The 14357-nt window shown below is 56.7% G+C and carries 16 protein-coding genes; 10 read left to right on the plus strand and 6 right to left on the minus strand.

Annotated elements, in window-relative coordinates; all coding sequences use genetic code 11:
• Positions 1 to 125: 125 nt before the first annotated feature.
• A complete protein-coding gene (locus QRN31_RS11315; RefSeq protein ID WP_285432054.1) occupies positions 126 to 713 on the plus strand; it encodes a TetR/AcrR family transcriptional regulator in 588 nt (195 codons plus the stop codon).
• 189 nt (positions 714 to 902) lie between these two features.
• On the opposite strand, the gene QRN31_RS11320 is transcribed toward QRN31_RS11315, so the two are convergent.
• From QRN31_RS11320 to QRN31_RS11330, 3 genes are all read right to left on the minus strand, one after another.
• Complete coding sequence (locus tag QRN31_RS11320) at positions 903 to 1364, minus strand: hypothetical protein (protein ID WP_285432055.1); 462 nt, start codon at positions 1362 to 1364, stop codon at positions 903 to 905.
• 273 nt (positions 1365 to 1637) lie between these two features.
• Positions 1638 to 2015 (minus strand): c-type cytochrome, encoded by a 378-nt coding sequence (locus QRN31_RS11325; protein ID WP_285432056.1) that lies wholly within the window; start codon positions 2013 to 2015, stop codon positions 1638 to 1640.
• 168 nt (positions 2016 to 2183) lie between these two features.
• Complete coding sequence (locus QRN31_RS11330; protein ID WP_285432057.1) at positions 2184 to 2558, minus strand: winged helix-turn-helix transcriptional regulator; 375 nt, start codon at positions 2556 to 2558, stop codon at positions 2184 to 2186.
• A gap of 113 nt (positions 2559 to 2671) precedes the next feature.
• On the opposite strand from QRN31_RS11330, the gene QRN31_RS11335 reads away from it, so the two are divergent.
• Together QRN31_RS11335 and QRN31_RS11340 are read left to right on the plus strand one after the other, a co-directional pair.
• Complete coding sequence (locus tag QRN31_RS11335) at positions 2672 to 3406, plus strand: SDR family NAD(P)-dependent oxidoreductase (RefSeq protein WP_285432058.1); 735 nt, start codon at positions 2672 to 2674, stop codon at positions 3404 to 3406.
• 59 nt (positions 3407 to 3465) lie between these two features.
• The gene (locus tag QRN31_RS11340) at positions 3466 to 4065 is read left to right on the plus strand and encodes an NADPH-dependent F420 reductase (protein ID WP_285432059.1); all 600 of its coding nucleotides are present in this window, start codon (positions 3466 to 3468) and stop codon (positions 4063 to 4065) included.
• A gap of 300 nt (positions 4066 to 4365) precedes the next feature.
• Here the strand turns inward: QRN31_RS11340 and QRN31_RS11345 are convergent, their stop codons facing one another.
• The 3 genes from QRN31_RS11345 to QRN31_RS11355 all read right to left on the minus strand — a co-directional run bounded on the left by QRN31_RS11345 (position 4366) and on the right by QRN31_RS11355 (position 7209).
• Positions 4366 to 5328, minus strand: a complete 963-nt coding sequence (locus QRN31_RS11345) for an epoxide hydrolase family protein (protein WP_285432060.1) — start codon at positions 5326 to 5328, stop codon at positions 4366 to 4368.
• A 79-nt stretch (positions 5329 to 5407) separates the two neighbouring features.
• Positions 5408 to 6349, minus strand: coding sequence for an AraC family transcriptional regulator (locus tag QRN31_RS11350; RefSeq protein ID WP_285432061.1), 942 nt, complete (start codon positions 6347 to 6349; stop codon positions 5408 to 5410).
• Between the two features lie 26 nt (positions 6350 to 6375).
• Positions 6376 to 7209 (minus strand): oxidoreductase, encoded by an 834-nt coding sequence (locus tag QRN31_RS11355; RefSeq protein ID WP_285432062.1) that lies wholly within the window; start codon positions 7207 to 7209, stop codon positions 6376 to 6378.
• A gap of 411 nt (positions 7210 to 7620) precedes the next feature.
• Here QRN31_RS11355 and QRN31_RS11360 point away from each other — a divergent pair, with 411 nt between their 5' ends.
• From QRN31_RS11360 to QRN31_RS11390, 7 genes are all read left to right on the plus strand, one after another.
• Positions 7621 to 8397, plus strand: coding sequence for a transporter substrate-binding domain-containing protein (locus tag QRN31_RS11360; protein WP_285432064.1), 777 nt, complete (start codon positions 7621 to 7623; stop codon positions 8395 to 8397).
• Positions 8398 to 8461: 64 nt separating this feature from the next.
• Positions 8462 to 9139: an amino acid ABC transporter permease gene (locus QRN31_RS11365; RefSeq protein WP_285432065.1), complete on the plus strand. Its 678-nt coding sequence runs from the start codon at positions 8462 to 8464 to the stop codon at positions 9137 to 9139.
• Positions 9136 to 9870: an amino acid ABC transporter ATP-binding protein gene (locus QRN31_RS11370; RefSeq protein WP_285432066.1), complete on the plus strand. Its 735-nt coding sequence runs from the start codon at positions 9136 to 9138 to the stop codon at positions 9868 to 9870. The genes QRN31_RS11365 and QRN31_RS11370 overlap by 4 nt, the downstream gene beginning before the upstream one ends.
• Positions 9871 to 9890: 20 nt before the next feature.
• The gene (locus QRN31_RS11375; protein WP_285432067.1) at positions 9891 to 11126 is read left to right on the plus strand and encodes a cysteine desulfurase-like protein; all 1236 of its coding nucleotides are present in this window, start codon (positions 9891 to 9893) and stop codon (positions 11124 to 11126) included.
• Between the two features lie 36 nt (positions 11127 to 11162).
• Positions 11163 to 12032 (plus strand): MurR/RpiR family transcriptional regulator, encoded by an 870-nt coding sequence (locus QRN31_RS11380; RefSeq protein ID WP_285432068.1) that lies wholly within the window; start codon positions 11163 to 11165, stop codon positions 12030 to 12032.
• A gap of 54 nt (positions 12033 to 12086) precedes the next feature.
• Positions 12087 to 12983, plus strand: coding sequence for an allantoinase PuuE (locus QRN31_RS11385; protein ID WP_110963374.1), 897 nt, complete (start codon positions 12087 to 12089; stop codon positions 12981 to 12983).
• A 176-nt stretch (positions 12984 to 13159) separates the two neighbouring features.
• Positions 13160 to 14293 (plus strand): pyridoxal-phosphate-dependent aminotransferase family protein, encoded by a 1134-nt coding sequence (locus QRN31_RS11390; RefSeq protein WP_285432069.1) that lies wholly within the window; start codon positions 13160 to 13162, stop codon positions 14291 to 14293.
• Positions 14294 to 14357 lie beyond the last annotated feature (64 nt).

The following is a 14357-nucleotide window of genomic DNA, read 5'->3' on the forward strand; positions in this document are numbered from 1 at the left end:
TTGGAAGTCGGTGGTGCGTGCAATTAGGATGATGATCGAAATCTAAACTGTCAATGATTTTGATTGTGACCAACATCTATGTATTATTGGGCACATGATTTCCCAGTGGACATGAGGTATTGCACGTGAGAGTCACCAAGGTCCAGGCGCAGGCCAATCGGGAGCACATCGTTGAAACGGCCTCTGAGTTGTTCCGTGATCGCGGCTTCGACGGCGTCGGTGTGTCGGATCTCATGGCGGCTGCCGGTTTCACCCACGGAGGTTTCTACAAGCATTTCGGTTCGAAGGCCGACCTGATGGCCGAAGCCTCGGCCAGCAGCCTTTCCAAATCGCTGGCAAGTGCTGAATCGCTAGATGTTCCGGGCTTCATTGACGTCTATGTGACGAGGGAACATCGGGACGGACGTGGCAGCGGTTGCACCATGGCCGCGTTGTGTGGCGATGCGGCGCGTCAATCGGATGATTTGAAAGCGACGTTTGCCGAAGGGATCGAGCACACCCTGCAAACACTGGGGGACAAATATCCGACTAGGCCGGATGCCGCGCCGGGTGAGGGAAGAAAGAAAATGATCGACCTGCTGTCTCGTGCTGTCGGTGCGATCATTTTGTCGCGTGCCTGCCCGGGTGATTCCGTGCTGGCGGATGAGATCCTTGAGGTGTGCCGCGCTGAAATGTTTGCTTCGTTGCCGGTCAATGAAGTGGAATCGGTGTAGAGGGATGATTCACTCAAATCGTGGTTTTCGGTAGAACTTCGATTCTGACGCTCAGATCCGAATGTCAACTTTGGGTCAAAGGCTGCGGTTTATGAAGGGCTGCTTCTGGCCGAAAGCAGTCGTTCTTGAGCTGCAGCCATCGGCCAAGAGCGGACTACGGCGCCACTGCTTGAACAGGCATCACACTCATCAAAGTTTGTGCCTGTCCAGAGACGTCCTTACATGGATTGTCAGTCCATTGAAATCTTCATACGCCAAATCTAAATAACCTGGATCTACCCGTTCGAGATACTGCCAGACGGGAAGGTTTGCATTCGATGCCTGACGATTGATCAGGCCGGAGCGTTCGAGGCAAATCATCCAGTTGGTGCCTATTAGTGATTCTCTGACATGTGAAATCAGCAGCCAACGCTCAAGGCCTTCGTAACTTGAAACAGCGGCCTCGAAGCGTTTCATCGTGGCATCGTCTTCCTGTGCAAAACGAAAGCCCACCCATGGCAGGTCGCCAGGAGTGTCTACACATTTGCGACCATTCCAAGTCTGGGCTATTCGCGGACTGTATCGCCTCCATGCGAGAGCACCCAGTTCCTCAAGAATATTCAGCAATTCGCCTTCGGGATGCTTTATTCGGGACGCATCGCAATCAGTCATGGTTCTTCAGTCCAATAATCGATTGTTAGCTTTTTACACCGCGTATGAAGAAATGCAAATCGTGTTTGTATTCGATCGTCTATTGCCTATACAAGCACGCTTTTTGGCCGACAGTAGCGATTGGTCAATGTCTGCTTTTGGCCGCTTTCCGCCTGTCGCGGTGCTGCTGAGCCCTCAGCGCCATGGCAGTTATGGGTTATCCCCAAGGGACAGAGTCAAGCGCTGGCGCCATGTCAATTGAAGGTGACAGCACAGAACCAGTCACTTCAAAGCTCATCGGTTTTGTGAAATAACACCACCCATGTATTGGTTTAAATCGCGCAAATCCTTAACGCTCCATGAGTGCGGCGATAGCTTTATTCCGTTCTCACGCAAGGTTCTTGGGATTAAGTCGCCATTTGGGCGAAGTATTATCGAAGAAACAATCACACCCGGATAATCATTTAATCGTTTTTTGAAAGCGGACGTTGTTAGGTTAGGTGTAGGCGGATTGCTTTTATTAGCCAGTGGTCCTGTTGCTTTGAGATCCAATCCGTGGCACATGCTGCATCGCTGTAGATAGAGATTTTTTCCATTAGCATTATCCGCGAAGGATAGTGATGGTTGAGTCAGCGATAAAATTCCTAGCGAAGCGATGAATAACATTTTCATTGTTTTTATCTTCCATGATGGGATCAGCGTCGATTGGACGCGATTTGGAGCGCGGGCAAATATCAGCCATCGCTTCGGCACACACAGTCATTTCTGGTGCCCATTAAACCAACACGCTTTCCCGGCGCATCCAGGTGACATGCGCAGGGCATCCGACTCAGCAATTCTTCAGCATGCTGCTAAGGCCAAAGCATCGCGCTCGGCAAAGATGCTTGCCATTTCCGCCGCGTTCTCGGTTCCCCAGGTGCACAGGGGGATGATTGCGTCAGCCAGGCTGCGACCGATCGGGGTCAGCGTGTAGTCCACGCGCGGCGGCACTTCTTTGTAGTCGGTCCGTGCCAGCACGCGGTCGGCTTCCAGGTCCTTCAACTGCTGGATCAGCACCTTGTCGCTCACGCCCGGGATCAAACGTTTGAGTTCGCCGTAGCGCTTCGGGCCGTCGCGCAGGAAAAACAAGACCAGTGGTTTCCACTTGCCCGAGATGATGCGCAGCGTGGCGTTGAGCCCACAACCGGTGCCGCAGATTTCAGAAGTTTTCGTCATTTTTTGATACTTACCAAAAGGTGCATACTTGTCCTTAGGTTATCAGAGCCGCATCCTCGTTCTCAAGCAAGCAATTTCCTGCTTGGGTAAAACTCCAACGAAGGATGCATGACATGACCCGATTGAATGGAAAGACCGCCGTGATCACCGGCGGCGCTACTGGCATCGGCCTCGCCGCAGCAAAGCGCTTCATCGAGGAGGGCGCCTTTGTCTTTATCTTCGGTCGCCGGCAGGAAGCGCTCGACGCTGCCGTAGCCGAACTCGGGCCCAATGCCCGTGCGGTGAAGGGCTCGGTCTCCAATGAGGCCGACCTCGACCGACTTTACGCAGCGGTGAAAGCCGAGCGCGGAACCCTCGACATCGTTTTCGCCAATGCCGGGGCGGGAAGCCCGCTTGCGCTCGGCAACATCACCGCCGAACACATTGACGAAACCTTCGACACCAACGTGAAGGGGACGATCTTCACCGTCCAGAAGGCGTTGCCGCTGATGGGGCAGGGCGGTTCGATCATCCTGACCGGTTCGAGCGCCGGCACTACGGGCGCCCCGGCTTTCAGCGTCTACAGCGCAAGCAAGGCGGCGGTGCGCAACCTCGCGCGGACCTGGGCGGAAGACCTGAAGGGTACAGGCATCCGGGTAAACGTACTGTCGCCCGGGCCGACTGCGACCGATCTCGCGAAGGCAGCGCTAGGCGAGGAAGGCATGAAGGTCTTCGCCTCGATGAATCCGCTCCAACGCATGGCCGAGCCCGCGGAGATCGGAGCGGCAGCCGCGTTTCTCGCATCGCAGGACAGCAGCTTCATGACCGCCAGTGAGGTCGCCGTCGACGGCGGTCTGGCGCAAATCTGACTCGCCACGCCCGGCGCGCTTTTTGCCGCCGCCGGGCGTTGTAAACCTGAGGAGAATATATGAGTTACGCAATTATCGGCTTCGGCAGTATCGGCCAGGCCCTGGCCAAGGCGTTTGCCCGCAACGGCATCGAAGTATCCGTTGCAACCACGCGCGACCCGCAAAGCTTTGCCTCCACCGCGGCCGCGATCGGACCCCAGATCATTCCCAAAACACTGGCGGAAGCCGTCAAGGCGGACATCATCTTTTTGGCTGTCCGTTTCGAGTCGCACCCGGATGTCGCGAAGGCGCTGCCGACCTGGAAGGGAAAGACCATCATCGATGTGACCAACGCCTACGGAGTGTCCCCTGAGAAACTGGGAGGACAGCCTTCTTCCAGGTTCATCGCGCAGGCTTTTACTGGCGCAAGACTGGTGAAGGGCTTCAATCATTTGGGCGCTGCCGTCCTTGGTCAAAATCCGGCCGAGAAGGGTGGCAGGCGAGTCGTGTTCCTGGCGAGCGACGATGACGGCGCCGCAGAGGAGATTGGTGCGCTTGCGGAAAATCTCGGTTTCTCGCCGATCAAACTTGGCGGCCTTTCGGAAGGCGGGCTGCTTGTGCAAGCTCGCGGAAATAGCTGGGGTCAACTGATCTTCAAGGACTTGGTCAAGTTCGACTGATCGCAAATTTTTATATGGTGAGTGATGTCGGTTGAGCCACCGACATCACTCACCGGCCCCCAGACTCGCTAGTTGCGCGCGTTGCAGGTCATCGAGTTGCGATGGATCTAGCCCCTCAAAGGCCTGAAGAATGCCCTGATCTCTTCAGCAAGGATTTCGGGCTGCTCCAGCGCTGCGAAATGACCGCCACGTTGCATATGTTCCCAACGGTGGACATCAAATACGCGCTCGACCCAGCTGCGCGGTGGCATGGGTAGCTCTTTCGGAAATAACGCCACACCCAACGGAGTCTCCACTCGTTCATTGGCTTCGAAAAACGAGCGGATTAAGTCGATTTTCCTTGTATAGCCTCAAGGTTGCTTGAATGCTCCCGCTGAACCAATACAGCGATATATCGCTGAGGAGAGCGTCAAACGGCACCACTTGTTCAAGATCGTCGGGATGATCTACCCATGAGTGGAATTTTTCGATAATCCACGCAGCAAGGCCGGCTGGCGAGTCCGCCAGTGCGAAAGCCAGGGTTTGAGGTTTCGTACCGTGCAAAGCCGCGTAAGCACCTTCGGTCGCCGCGAATTGGCTGCTTCGATTCAGAAAGTCCTGTTCTTCTTCGCTCAAGGCGTCTTGGCCCACTCCTAACGATGGCCTGAAACTACCCGGGATGTAATTGAGATGGGCACCAATCAAGTTGGGGCCGTGGTTACGAGCGAGCCACATTGATACACCCGCACCGATATCGCCTCCCTGAGCGCCAAATCGATCGTAGCCCAGTTCTCCCATCAACGATGCCCATAGTCCTGCGATTTGCTTGGAGCTGATACCCGCTTTGGTGGGTGCAGGGGAGCAACCGTAGCCAGGTAGCGACGGCACAACTACATCAAAGGCATCTGAAGCATGCCCCCCATATTTTGCAGGATCAGTTAGAAGCGCAAGCAACCGTTCCATCTCCAGGAACGAGCCCGGCCAGCCATGGGTAATTATCAGTGGCATGGGCTTTGGCCCAATCCCCCGCTGATGCAGAAAGTGAATCGCCTCACCGTCAATTTCCGCCATGAACTGTGGCAACTGATTGATCCGCTGCTCATGAATGCGCCAATCAAATTGGTTGCTCCAATAATCCAGGAGGCGCGCAAGAAAATTCACAGCAGTTCCGTCCTCCCAACTCTCCGCTGCCAAGGTGTCCGGTAAGCGTGAAGCGCGCAGGCGTCGATCAAGGTCGTCTAGCTGCTCAGTGGTAATGGCAAGTGTGAAAGGGCGGATAGACATGACGATTCTCTATGGGGTGGGAGCGTTCCCGCTCGAATGCCGACTGAGGCTACTGGCGCAGGGCAGAGCTGATGGAAGGTCAGTGCGATGACACGAAAGGCGAAGCGGTTGTCGGTGCCGGCAACGCATAGGTCCGTTTCATCCACGCCACCTCCGCTAACGGTGTGCGGCCGAAGAAGCGCTTGAAGTCGCGGCTGAATTGCGAAGCACTTTCATAGCCCACCAGAAATGCCGATTTGGCTGCTGTCAGGTCGTTGCGCAGCATCAGTAAGCGCGCCTGATGCAACCGTGTCGACTTGAGGTACTGCATAGGCGAGGATTCGGTCACTTTGCGAAAGTGCAGATGAAAGTTGGGCACGCTCATCTGCGCTTCCTGGGCCAGGGCTTCTACATCCAGATGCTCGTGGTAACAGCTGTGGATTTTGTGAATGGCGCGCGTCACCTTGCCGAACTGGCCCTGCTGGGCGATGGCCGCGCGCAGGGTGCCGCCTTGTTCGCCGGTGAGGATGCGGTAATAGAGTTCGCGCAACATCGCCGGGCCGAGGATTTGCGCGTCAGTGGGATCGCTCATGATCTCCAGAAAACGCAGGGTCGACTGGCTGAGCGGTTCGTCCATTGGCGAAGCGTACATGCCCATCGGCTGAGCCGCGCTGATGCCCCATACCTCATCGACCTGCTGAATCAGCTCGCCGACCAGGGTGAAATCCAGACGCAGGTACACCGCCAGCATTGGCTCCGCCTCGCTGGCGTCGGTCTCCATCGTGAACGGCACCGGCACCGACACCACCAGATAATGCTGGGCGTCGTAGACGTAAATGTCATCACCCAGATAGCCGCGTTTCTGCCCCTGACAGAGGATGACGACGCCCGGCTCATACAAAACCGGCGTGCGCGTCAGCGGCCGGTTGGAGCGTAGAAAACGCACATCATCCAGCGGGCTCAGGTTGTAACCCTCCTGCGGCGCAAGCTGGCCCATCAGCTGCACCATACGCGCGGTGCTCGGGTCCTTGGGTTTAGCCATCGGCTGCACGTTCTCCACATTTATGCTCAACCATCCGTAGAACGGCTAAGCGTTTCCCATTGCTCAATACTCTCTGCCGTCCGGTGCAGCTTGTCACGCACAAGGGCCAGAGCGTCGCTGCCCAGCAGCAGATGAGCGGGCGGGGCAGGGCTGGCGATTATCGTCAGCATGGCGCGTGCGGCTTTCCGCGGGTCGCCCGGTTGATGGCCGCTTTTTTCCTCGCGGGCTTTGCGCACCGGGTCGAAGCTCGCATCGTAGTCACTGATACTGCGCGGCGTACGCTGCATCGAACGGCCCGCCCAGTCCGTGCGAAACGACCCCGGCGCCACGGCCGTGACAAAAATGTTGAAGGGGGCCAGCTCCTTGCTCAGCGTGTCAGAAATGCCCTCCAGCGCAAATTTGCTGCCGCAGTAATAGGCAATGCCCGGCAGGGTGATATAGCCGCCCATGGACGTGATATTGAGGATGTGCCCCACCCGCCGCTGGCGAAAATACGGCACGAACGCCTTGGTCATCGCCACCGCGCCAAATACATTCACGTCGAACTGGCGGCGCATTTCCTCCAACGACGACTCCTCGAAAATACCTTCGTGGCCATAACCCGCATTGTTTACCAGCACATCCACCGGGCCGTGCCGGTCCTCAACGTCGGCGACCACCGCGTCGATGGCCTCGAAGTGGGTAACGTCCAGCACGACCCCATGGGCCCGCTCAGGCGAGAGCACCTCGAAGGTTGCCAGCGCGGATTCGCTGCGCACGGTGCCAATCACACGATGGCCCTGGGCCAGCGCTTCCTTAGCCAGAGCCTGGCCAAAGCCGCTGCTAACGCCAGTGATAAAGAGGGTTTTTGCTGCACTCATGCGGCGCACTCCTGAAGATATAAGGTGAGGCCATGCTAGGGCGAGGAGGGGTGAGGGACTATGCCGGATTGGATTTTAGTATTGCCTGATCCTATCAGGGCGGCGGCGGGCAACTTGAAATCGGGTGGCGAAAAATGGGGCCAAAGGAAGAAGGGGGGATGGATTTTTTGCCCTGCTCTAAATGTCTGCGATTGGCCGATTGCAGCCTGCCGCGCGTGACCACATTGGGCGGTTCTGACCGTAACTAGCCCTTTGGATGTGACGTTGAAGGAACACTGAAGACGGTTGCGGAGTAAAAAATTCACAGATAAGCGGTATTGAAATAAATAATCCATTGATTTACTCTCGATCCCACGTTGTACGAGATCAACCGCTGTTAGCACCTAATAAAACAAACAATCGGGAGCAAACATGAAAGCGAAAGTGATGTTGGGATTGTTCATGACCGCCGCAGTTGCACTGCCAGCATGGTCAGCTGACTGGACTGTAGGAGCCAACGTTGGCAACGTGCCCTGGGAGTTTCAGGACGCCAAAGGTGAATTCGTCGGATTCGAAGTCGATGTAGTAAAAGAGGTGGCAAAGCGCGCCGGGAAAACCGTCGAGTTCATCAATATTCCTTTCAACGGCCTGTTCAGTGCCGTGCAATCAAAACGTGTCGAGATAGCAATTTCATCGATCACCATCACCCCAAAACGGCTGGAGTCGGTCGCCTTCGCACAGCCTTACTTCGACAGCGATCAGTCCCTGACCTCGCTGACTACGTCCAAGGTCAAGAGCCTGACCGACATGAATGGCAAAGTGGTAGGCGTCGATACCGGCTCGACCGGTGACATGTGGATCGGTCAACACAAGGATGAGTACAAGTTCGCCGATGTCTCGCGTTATGAAGGGCTATCGCCGGCCATGCTCGATCTGGCTTCCGGGCGCATCGATGGCTACCTCAGCGACATTCCAGCGGTGCTCTACTACATCAAGGACAAACCGCAATACACCATCGTGGCGCGTGTTCCCACCGGTGAGCGCTATTCGTTGATGCACGCCAAAGGCTGGGCGATGAGCGATCAGGTCAACGACATCATCAGCAAGATGAAAGAAGACGGCACACTCGGAAAGATCCACAAAGAATGGTTCGGCACCGAAGCAGCTAAAGACTCGAGCACTCTGCAAGTGACCGCTGTTCTCAAGTAAGCCTTGCTGCTGTTGCAGGTAAGTGGCGACGCCCGTTCGCCACTTGTATTGACCGAGGTATCCCATGGATCTTTTGCAAACTTTTTTTAATTGGAATGTGCTCGTCGAGTCGCTTCCGCTGATGATGCGTGGTCTGGGCGTCACCATTTTGCTTGGGGCGGTAAGTATTGCCCTGGGCCTGGTGGGCGGGCTGTTGCTGGCATTGTTGAGGTTGTATTCCTACGCACCCGTGCGAGCGCTGGCACGTATCTACATCGATATCATGCGCTCCATTCCTTTGCTGGTTTTGCTGGTACTCATCTATTACGCATTGCCTTTTGTCGGCATCCGACTGTCGTCTTTTGCTGCCGCTGCCAGTGCGCTTTCGCTCGTGTCATGCGCCTACAGCGCAGAGATTTTTCGTTCGGGTATCGAGGCCATTCCCCGTGGGCAGTTCGAAGCATCGGCTTCTCAAGGCATGAGCTTTTTCAACACGATGCGCGACGTTGTTTTGCCGCAAGCCATCCGCATAGTCATGCCGCCCATGACGAGCAATTGCATCAACGTCATGAAAGATACGGCGCTCGCCTCGGTGGTCGCGATGCCTGACTTGCTCAAGCAGGCGACCCAGGCTCAGGCGTTGGCTGCTAACCCGACACCGTTGGTTGGGGCTGCATTGCTATACCTGTTGCTGCTGTTACCGCTGGTGCAAACGGTCAGCTGGGTTGAGCGCCGTAACGCCTCGGGAGGAAAAACCGCATGAGCACGTTGATCGACATTGAAAAGCTCGACAAATACTACGGCAGCTTCAAAGCGTTGAGTGACATCAACCTGCAGGTTGAAGAAGGTGAAGTGGTGGTGATTCTGGGCCCGTCCGGTTCGGGGAAATCGACTTTGATCCGCTGCATCAATCTGCTTGAAGACTACCAGCAAGGTCACATCCGCGTGGCGGGTGAGCGGGTTGAAAACGGCCCGCGACTGTCGGCCATCCGCAGTGAAGTCGGCATGGTATTTCAGAGTTTCAACCTTTATCCGCATCTCACTGTTCTCGACAATGTGTCGCTGGCACCGATTCGTGTTCGCGGACTGAGCCGGCGTGATGCGCATGCCAGGGCCAAGGAGCTATTGGTGAAAGTCGGCATGGCCGATCACGCGCACAAATACCCCAGCCAATTGTCTGGCGGCCAACAGCAGCGTGTTGCAATCGCCCGCACCATGGCCATGGAACCTCGGGCGATTCTGTTCGATGAACCGACTTCCGCGCTGGACCCGGAAATGGTGGGCGAGGTACTTGATGTCATGCAAAACCTCGCGCGCTCCGGCGTCACGATGGTCGTGGTCACCCATGAAATGGGCTTTGCCCGTCGGGTCGCCGATCGGGTGATCTTCATGGAAAGCGGACGCATTGTTGAGCAGAACATCCCTGAACCGTTTTTTACCGCCCCTAAGGAAATACGCACACAAGCGTTCCTGCAGGCCATCCTGCATCATTGAATCCGGCTGGAGAAAGTAGAGTGAATCCTCTCGATATCGATTACGTTCGCAAGCAATTTCCAGGTCTGGCCGGTGGTTATGCCTATATGGATAACGCCGGTGGTTCGATGGTGCTGGGCGCCGTGGCGCAGCGGGTCAGTGATTACCTGCTCAATAACAGTGTGCAACTGGGCGCGTCCTACGCACCTTCTGTGGAGGCTGGCGAGCGAGTGATGCAGGCACGCCACTCGGTCATGCAGTTGATCAACGCCGAGCATCCCGAAGAAGTGATCATGGGCGGCTCGACCACCCACTTGTTGCAAATCCTGTGTCGCGCCATTGCCCCGTCAATCGTCCCAGGCGATGAAATCATCGTCACCAATTGCGATCACGAGGCTAACATCGGTCCGTGGGTCAAACTGTGCGAAAGCCGTGGTGCGACCCTGCGTGTATGGCAGGTCAATCCCGACAGTTGTGAACTGGAGCTGGATGACCTGCAGGTGTTGCTTAATGACAACACCCGTTATGTGGCGATGACCCACACCTCGAATATTCTCGGCTCGGTCAATCCAGTCGCCGAAATCGCGCGGCGTGTCCATGCAGTAGGCGCCAAGCTGTGCGTGGACGCGGTCGCTTATGCGCCACACCGTCTGGTGGACGTGCAGGCCAGCGGAGCCGATTTCTACGTCTACAGCTTCTACAAAACGTTTGGCCCGCACTTTGCCGTGCTCTGGGGGCGTCGTCATCTGTTGCTGGAGTTGCCAAGTCTCAACCACTTCTTTATCGGCCAGGACGTGGTGCCCTACAAATTGCAGCCTGGCAACGTCAACTACGAGTTGTCATTCGGCTGCATCGGTATCACCGACTACCTGCTCGACATCAGCACCCGGCTCGGCGCGCAAGGCAGCGAGCGCCAGTGCATGCAAGCGGCGTTCGATGCCTTCGAGGTGCAGGAAGATTTGCTCGCCGAGCGCCTGCTGGCATTTTTGCGCCAGCGCGAGGGTGTTCGAATCATCGGCAAGGCGCATACCCGTAATCGAGTGCCAACGATCAGTTTCGTGGTCGAGGATATTCAGTCCGAAGCTGTTGTGCGCAGGGTCGATGATCACCGTATCGGCATTCGCTTTGGTGACTTCTATGCGCGGCGACTTATCGAAGCCCTTGGGCTTGACCGGTTTGGCGGGGTAGTGCGGGTGTCGTTGGCGCATTACAACACGCTGGAAGAAGTCGACCGCCTCATCACTGCGCTGGATCAAGCAATCGATGCGTTGCGTTGACAGGCGTATACACTTCTCATTTCACGAGCCTTCATCATGGCCTTACCTGAAAACCTTGCAGAGCTGCGTGACTGTATAGCGGTCCAGCACGAACAATTGACCGGTCGTCTGCGCGATGCTGCCCGATACCTGATTGATAACCCGCATGAGATCGCTCTCAACACGGTAGCCGAACTGGGAAAGCGCTCAAGTATCGCGCCTGCGGCTTATATTCGGCTGGCTCAGGCCCTTGGTTTTGCAGGCTTCAAGGATTTGCAGCGGTTGTTCCGTGCGCCGCTGCAACAGGCGGCCGACACACAAAGCGAGCGCATTCGGCACTACGGCGGTGAGACGTTGCTGGAAGACCCGAGTGACGTCGGCGCGATTCTGCGTGAGTTCAGTCAGGCCAATATCGTTTCCCTGGAGCACCTGGCTGAAGGAGGGGAGCAGGCCAATATCGAAGCGGCCATCGCCCATCTGCAACTTGCGCGTACGACCTTCGTTATCGGCATGCGCCGTGCCTTTCCCGTTGCGGCGTATCTGAGCTACGCATTGAGTCGTGTGGGCCGGCGAACCGTACACATCAGCGGTGCCGGTGGCACCTTGCCGGAGCAGGTCAGCGCCATTGCCGATGATGATTTGTTGATAGCTGTCAGCTTTCCGCCTTACGCCCATGACACCGTTGAGGCTTGTCGTCAGGCGCGCCAGGCAGGCGTGACGCTGGTGGCGATTACTGACAGCGTTCTGAGCCCTATCGGGCAGATGGCCGACACGGTGATTGAGGTCAACGACGCCGAACTGCTGGGCTTCCGCTCGCTCACCGCTTCGTTCTGTATTGCGCAAACCCTGGCGATGGGGCTGGCCTTCAGCGAGTGGCAATCGGATAGCACCTTCAATCATGACCGGCTCAAAGATATCGACTGCTAAGTCGCTACCTTCGCTACGTACTTATTTAACCAGTGACTTCAGGAGAAGATCCCGATGGTTTCACCTGCACGCGATTTAGTGGGTTACGGTAGAAAACGCCCGCAAGGCACCTGGCCCAATGGCGCACGATTGGCCATTAGCCTGGTGATCAACTACGAAGAAGGCTCCGAACGCTCGCTCGCCATGGGCGACCCGGATCAGGAGTCAATGACCGAATGGGGTAGCTATTCAATACCCGACGGCACGCGCAATCTGGCGATGGAATCCATGTATGAGTACGGCTCGCGCGTGGGGATCTGGCGAATTCTGGATATTCTCGACCAGCAATCGGTGCGGGCGACGTTTCATGCGTGCGCTGTGGCCTTTGAGCAGAACCCTGATGTTGCACGCGCTGCCGTGGCCGGCGGTCATGAAATTTGCAGTCATGGTTATCGCTGGGAGGAAGTGTTTCGCCTGACTGAAGAGCAGGAACGTGAACACATGCGCTTGGCCATCGAGTCATTCGAGCGCACCTGTGGCAAGCGTCCTGTTGGCTGGTATTGCCGCTATGGCGCCAGCGTCAACACCCGTCGCCTGGTCGCTGAGGAGGGCGGTTTTCTCTACGATTCCGATGCCTACAACGACGATGTTCCCTACTTCGTCGAGGTCGAGGGCAAGCGTCATCTCGTGGTGCCTTACACCGCCGACGTGAATGATTTCCGCTACTGGAATTCTCCAGGGCTTTCCCAGGCATCGGACTTTTTCGAGTACATGAAAGAAAGCTTTGAGGTCCTTTATGAGGAGTCCGCTGAAGGGCCTCGCATGATGTCGATCGGTCTGCATCCACGTATGGTGGGGCGCCCCGGGCGGGTAAGGGCGATCAAACAATTCATCGAGTATGCCAAGCAACACGGCGGTGTCTGGTTTGCTACGCGCGAAGAAATCGCCCGCGCCTGGCTTGAACGAACTTGATTGCGTGGCTATCACGCCGGGCCAAAAAATGATGGGCTATTCCCCACTGTGGTGAAAGGGTTCAAGGGAACAGCCAGCCGCTCGACAGAAGTCGCTCAATCCCGTGCCATCTTGTCATTTGCCAAGGCTTGGGGCAGGGTCGATACCACTGACATCTCTGCCAAAGGAGTCACCCCATGTCAAAGCTATATCCCAGTATTGATCCTGAAGGGCTGGTCGAGTACTCGGTGGTCTACACCGACCGCTCGCTCAACCACATGTCCCAGTCATTTCAAGGCGTGATGAAGAACATTTCCACGACCCTGAAACAGGTCTACAACGCCCAGGCTGTTGCGGTGGTCCCGGGCAGCGGCACATTCGGTATGGAAGCGGTGGCGCGACAGTTTGCCACCGACCAGCAATGCCTGGTGATACGCAACGGCTGGTTCAGTTATCGCTGGAGCCAGATCCTGGAGATGGGCAACATCCCGGCGGCCACCACGGTGCTCAAAGCCCGACCGGTCGACACCGGACGCCAGGCAGCCTACGCCCCACCGCCTCTGGACGAAGTGCTGGCAGCCATTGCGGCGCAGAAGCCGCAGATTGTCTTTGCTCCCCACGTTGAAACCTCATCAGGAATTATCCTGCCCGATGACTACCTGCGGGCCGTCGGTGACGCCGTGCATGCGGTGGGTGGCCTGTTCGTGCTGGACTGCATCGCCTCCGGCACGATTTGGGTTGATATGCACAAATGCGCAGTCGACCTGCTGATCAGCGCACCGCAGAAAGGCTGGAGCGCGTCCCCTTGCTGTGCCTTGGTGATGCTCAGTGCTTTGGCCCTCGAGCGCATCGAACAGACGCACAGCAGCAGCTTCGCCTGCGACCTGAAAAAGTGGCTTCAGATCATGCAGGCCTACGAACAAGGTGGACATGCCTACCATGCGACCATGCCCAGCGATTCCCTCGCGCGATTTAACGAGGTGATGAAAGAGACGCAAGCCTACGGTTTCGAGAAGGTCCGCGACGAACAACAGGCTCTGGGCGATCGGGTGCGCGCAATGTTGACCGGCAAAGGCTTCAAAAGCGTGGCCGCAGCCGGCTTTCAAGCCCCTGGCGTAGTGGTGAGCTACACCGATGATGCCGACATCAAGAACGGTAAGAAATTTGCCAACCATGGCCTACAGATCGCCGCCGGAGTGCCGTTGCAATGCGATGAGCCGGCCGACTTCCAGACCTTCCGCATCGGTCTGTTCGGGCTCGAAAAGCTGCACAATATCGAGCGCACGGTCAGCACCCTCGAACGGGCGCTGGACGAGGTGATGGTTAGCTAAGCCGGTATCGACACCGTTACCACATGGGTCCGGGACATGTTGAAAATCACGGGCGTAGACACGC

Source organism: Pseudomonas sp. fls2-241-R2A-110, from assembly GCF_030209165.1.
GTDB lineage: Bacteria > Pseudomonadota > Gammaproteobacteria > Pseudomonadales > Pseudomonadaceae > Aquipseudomonas.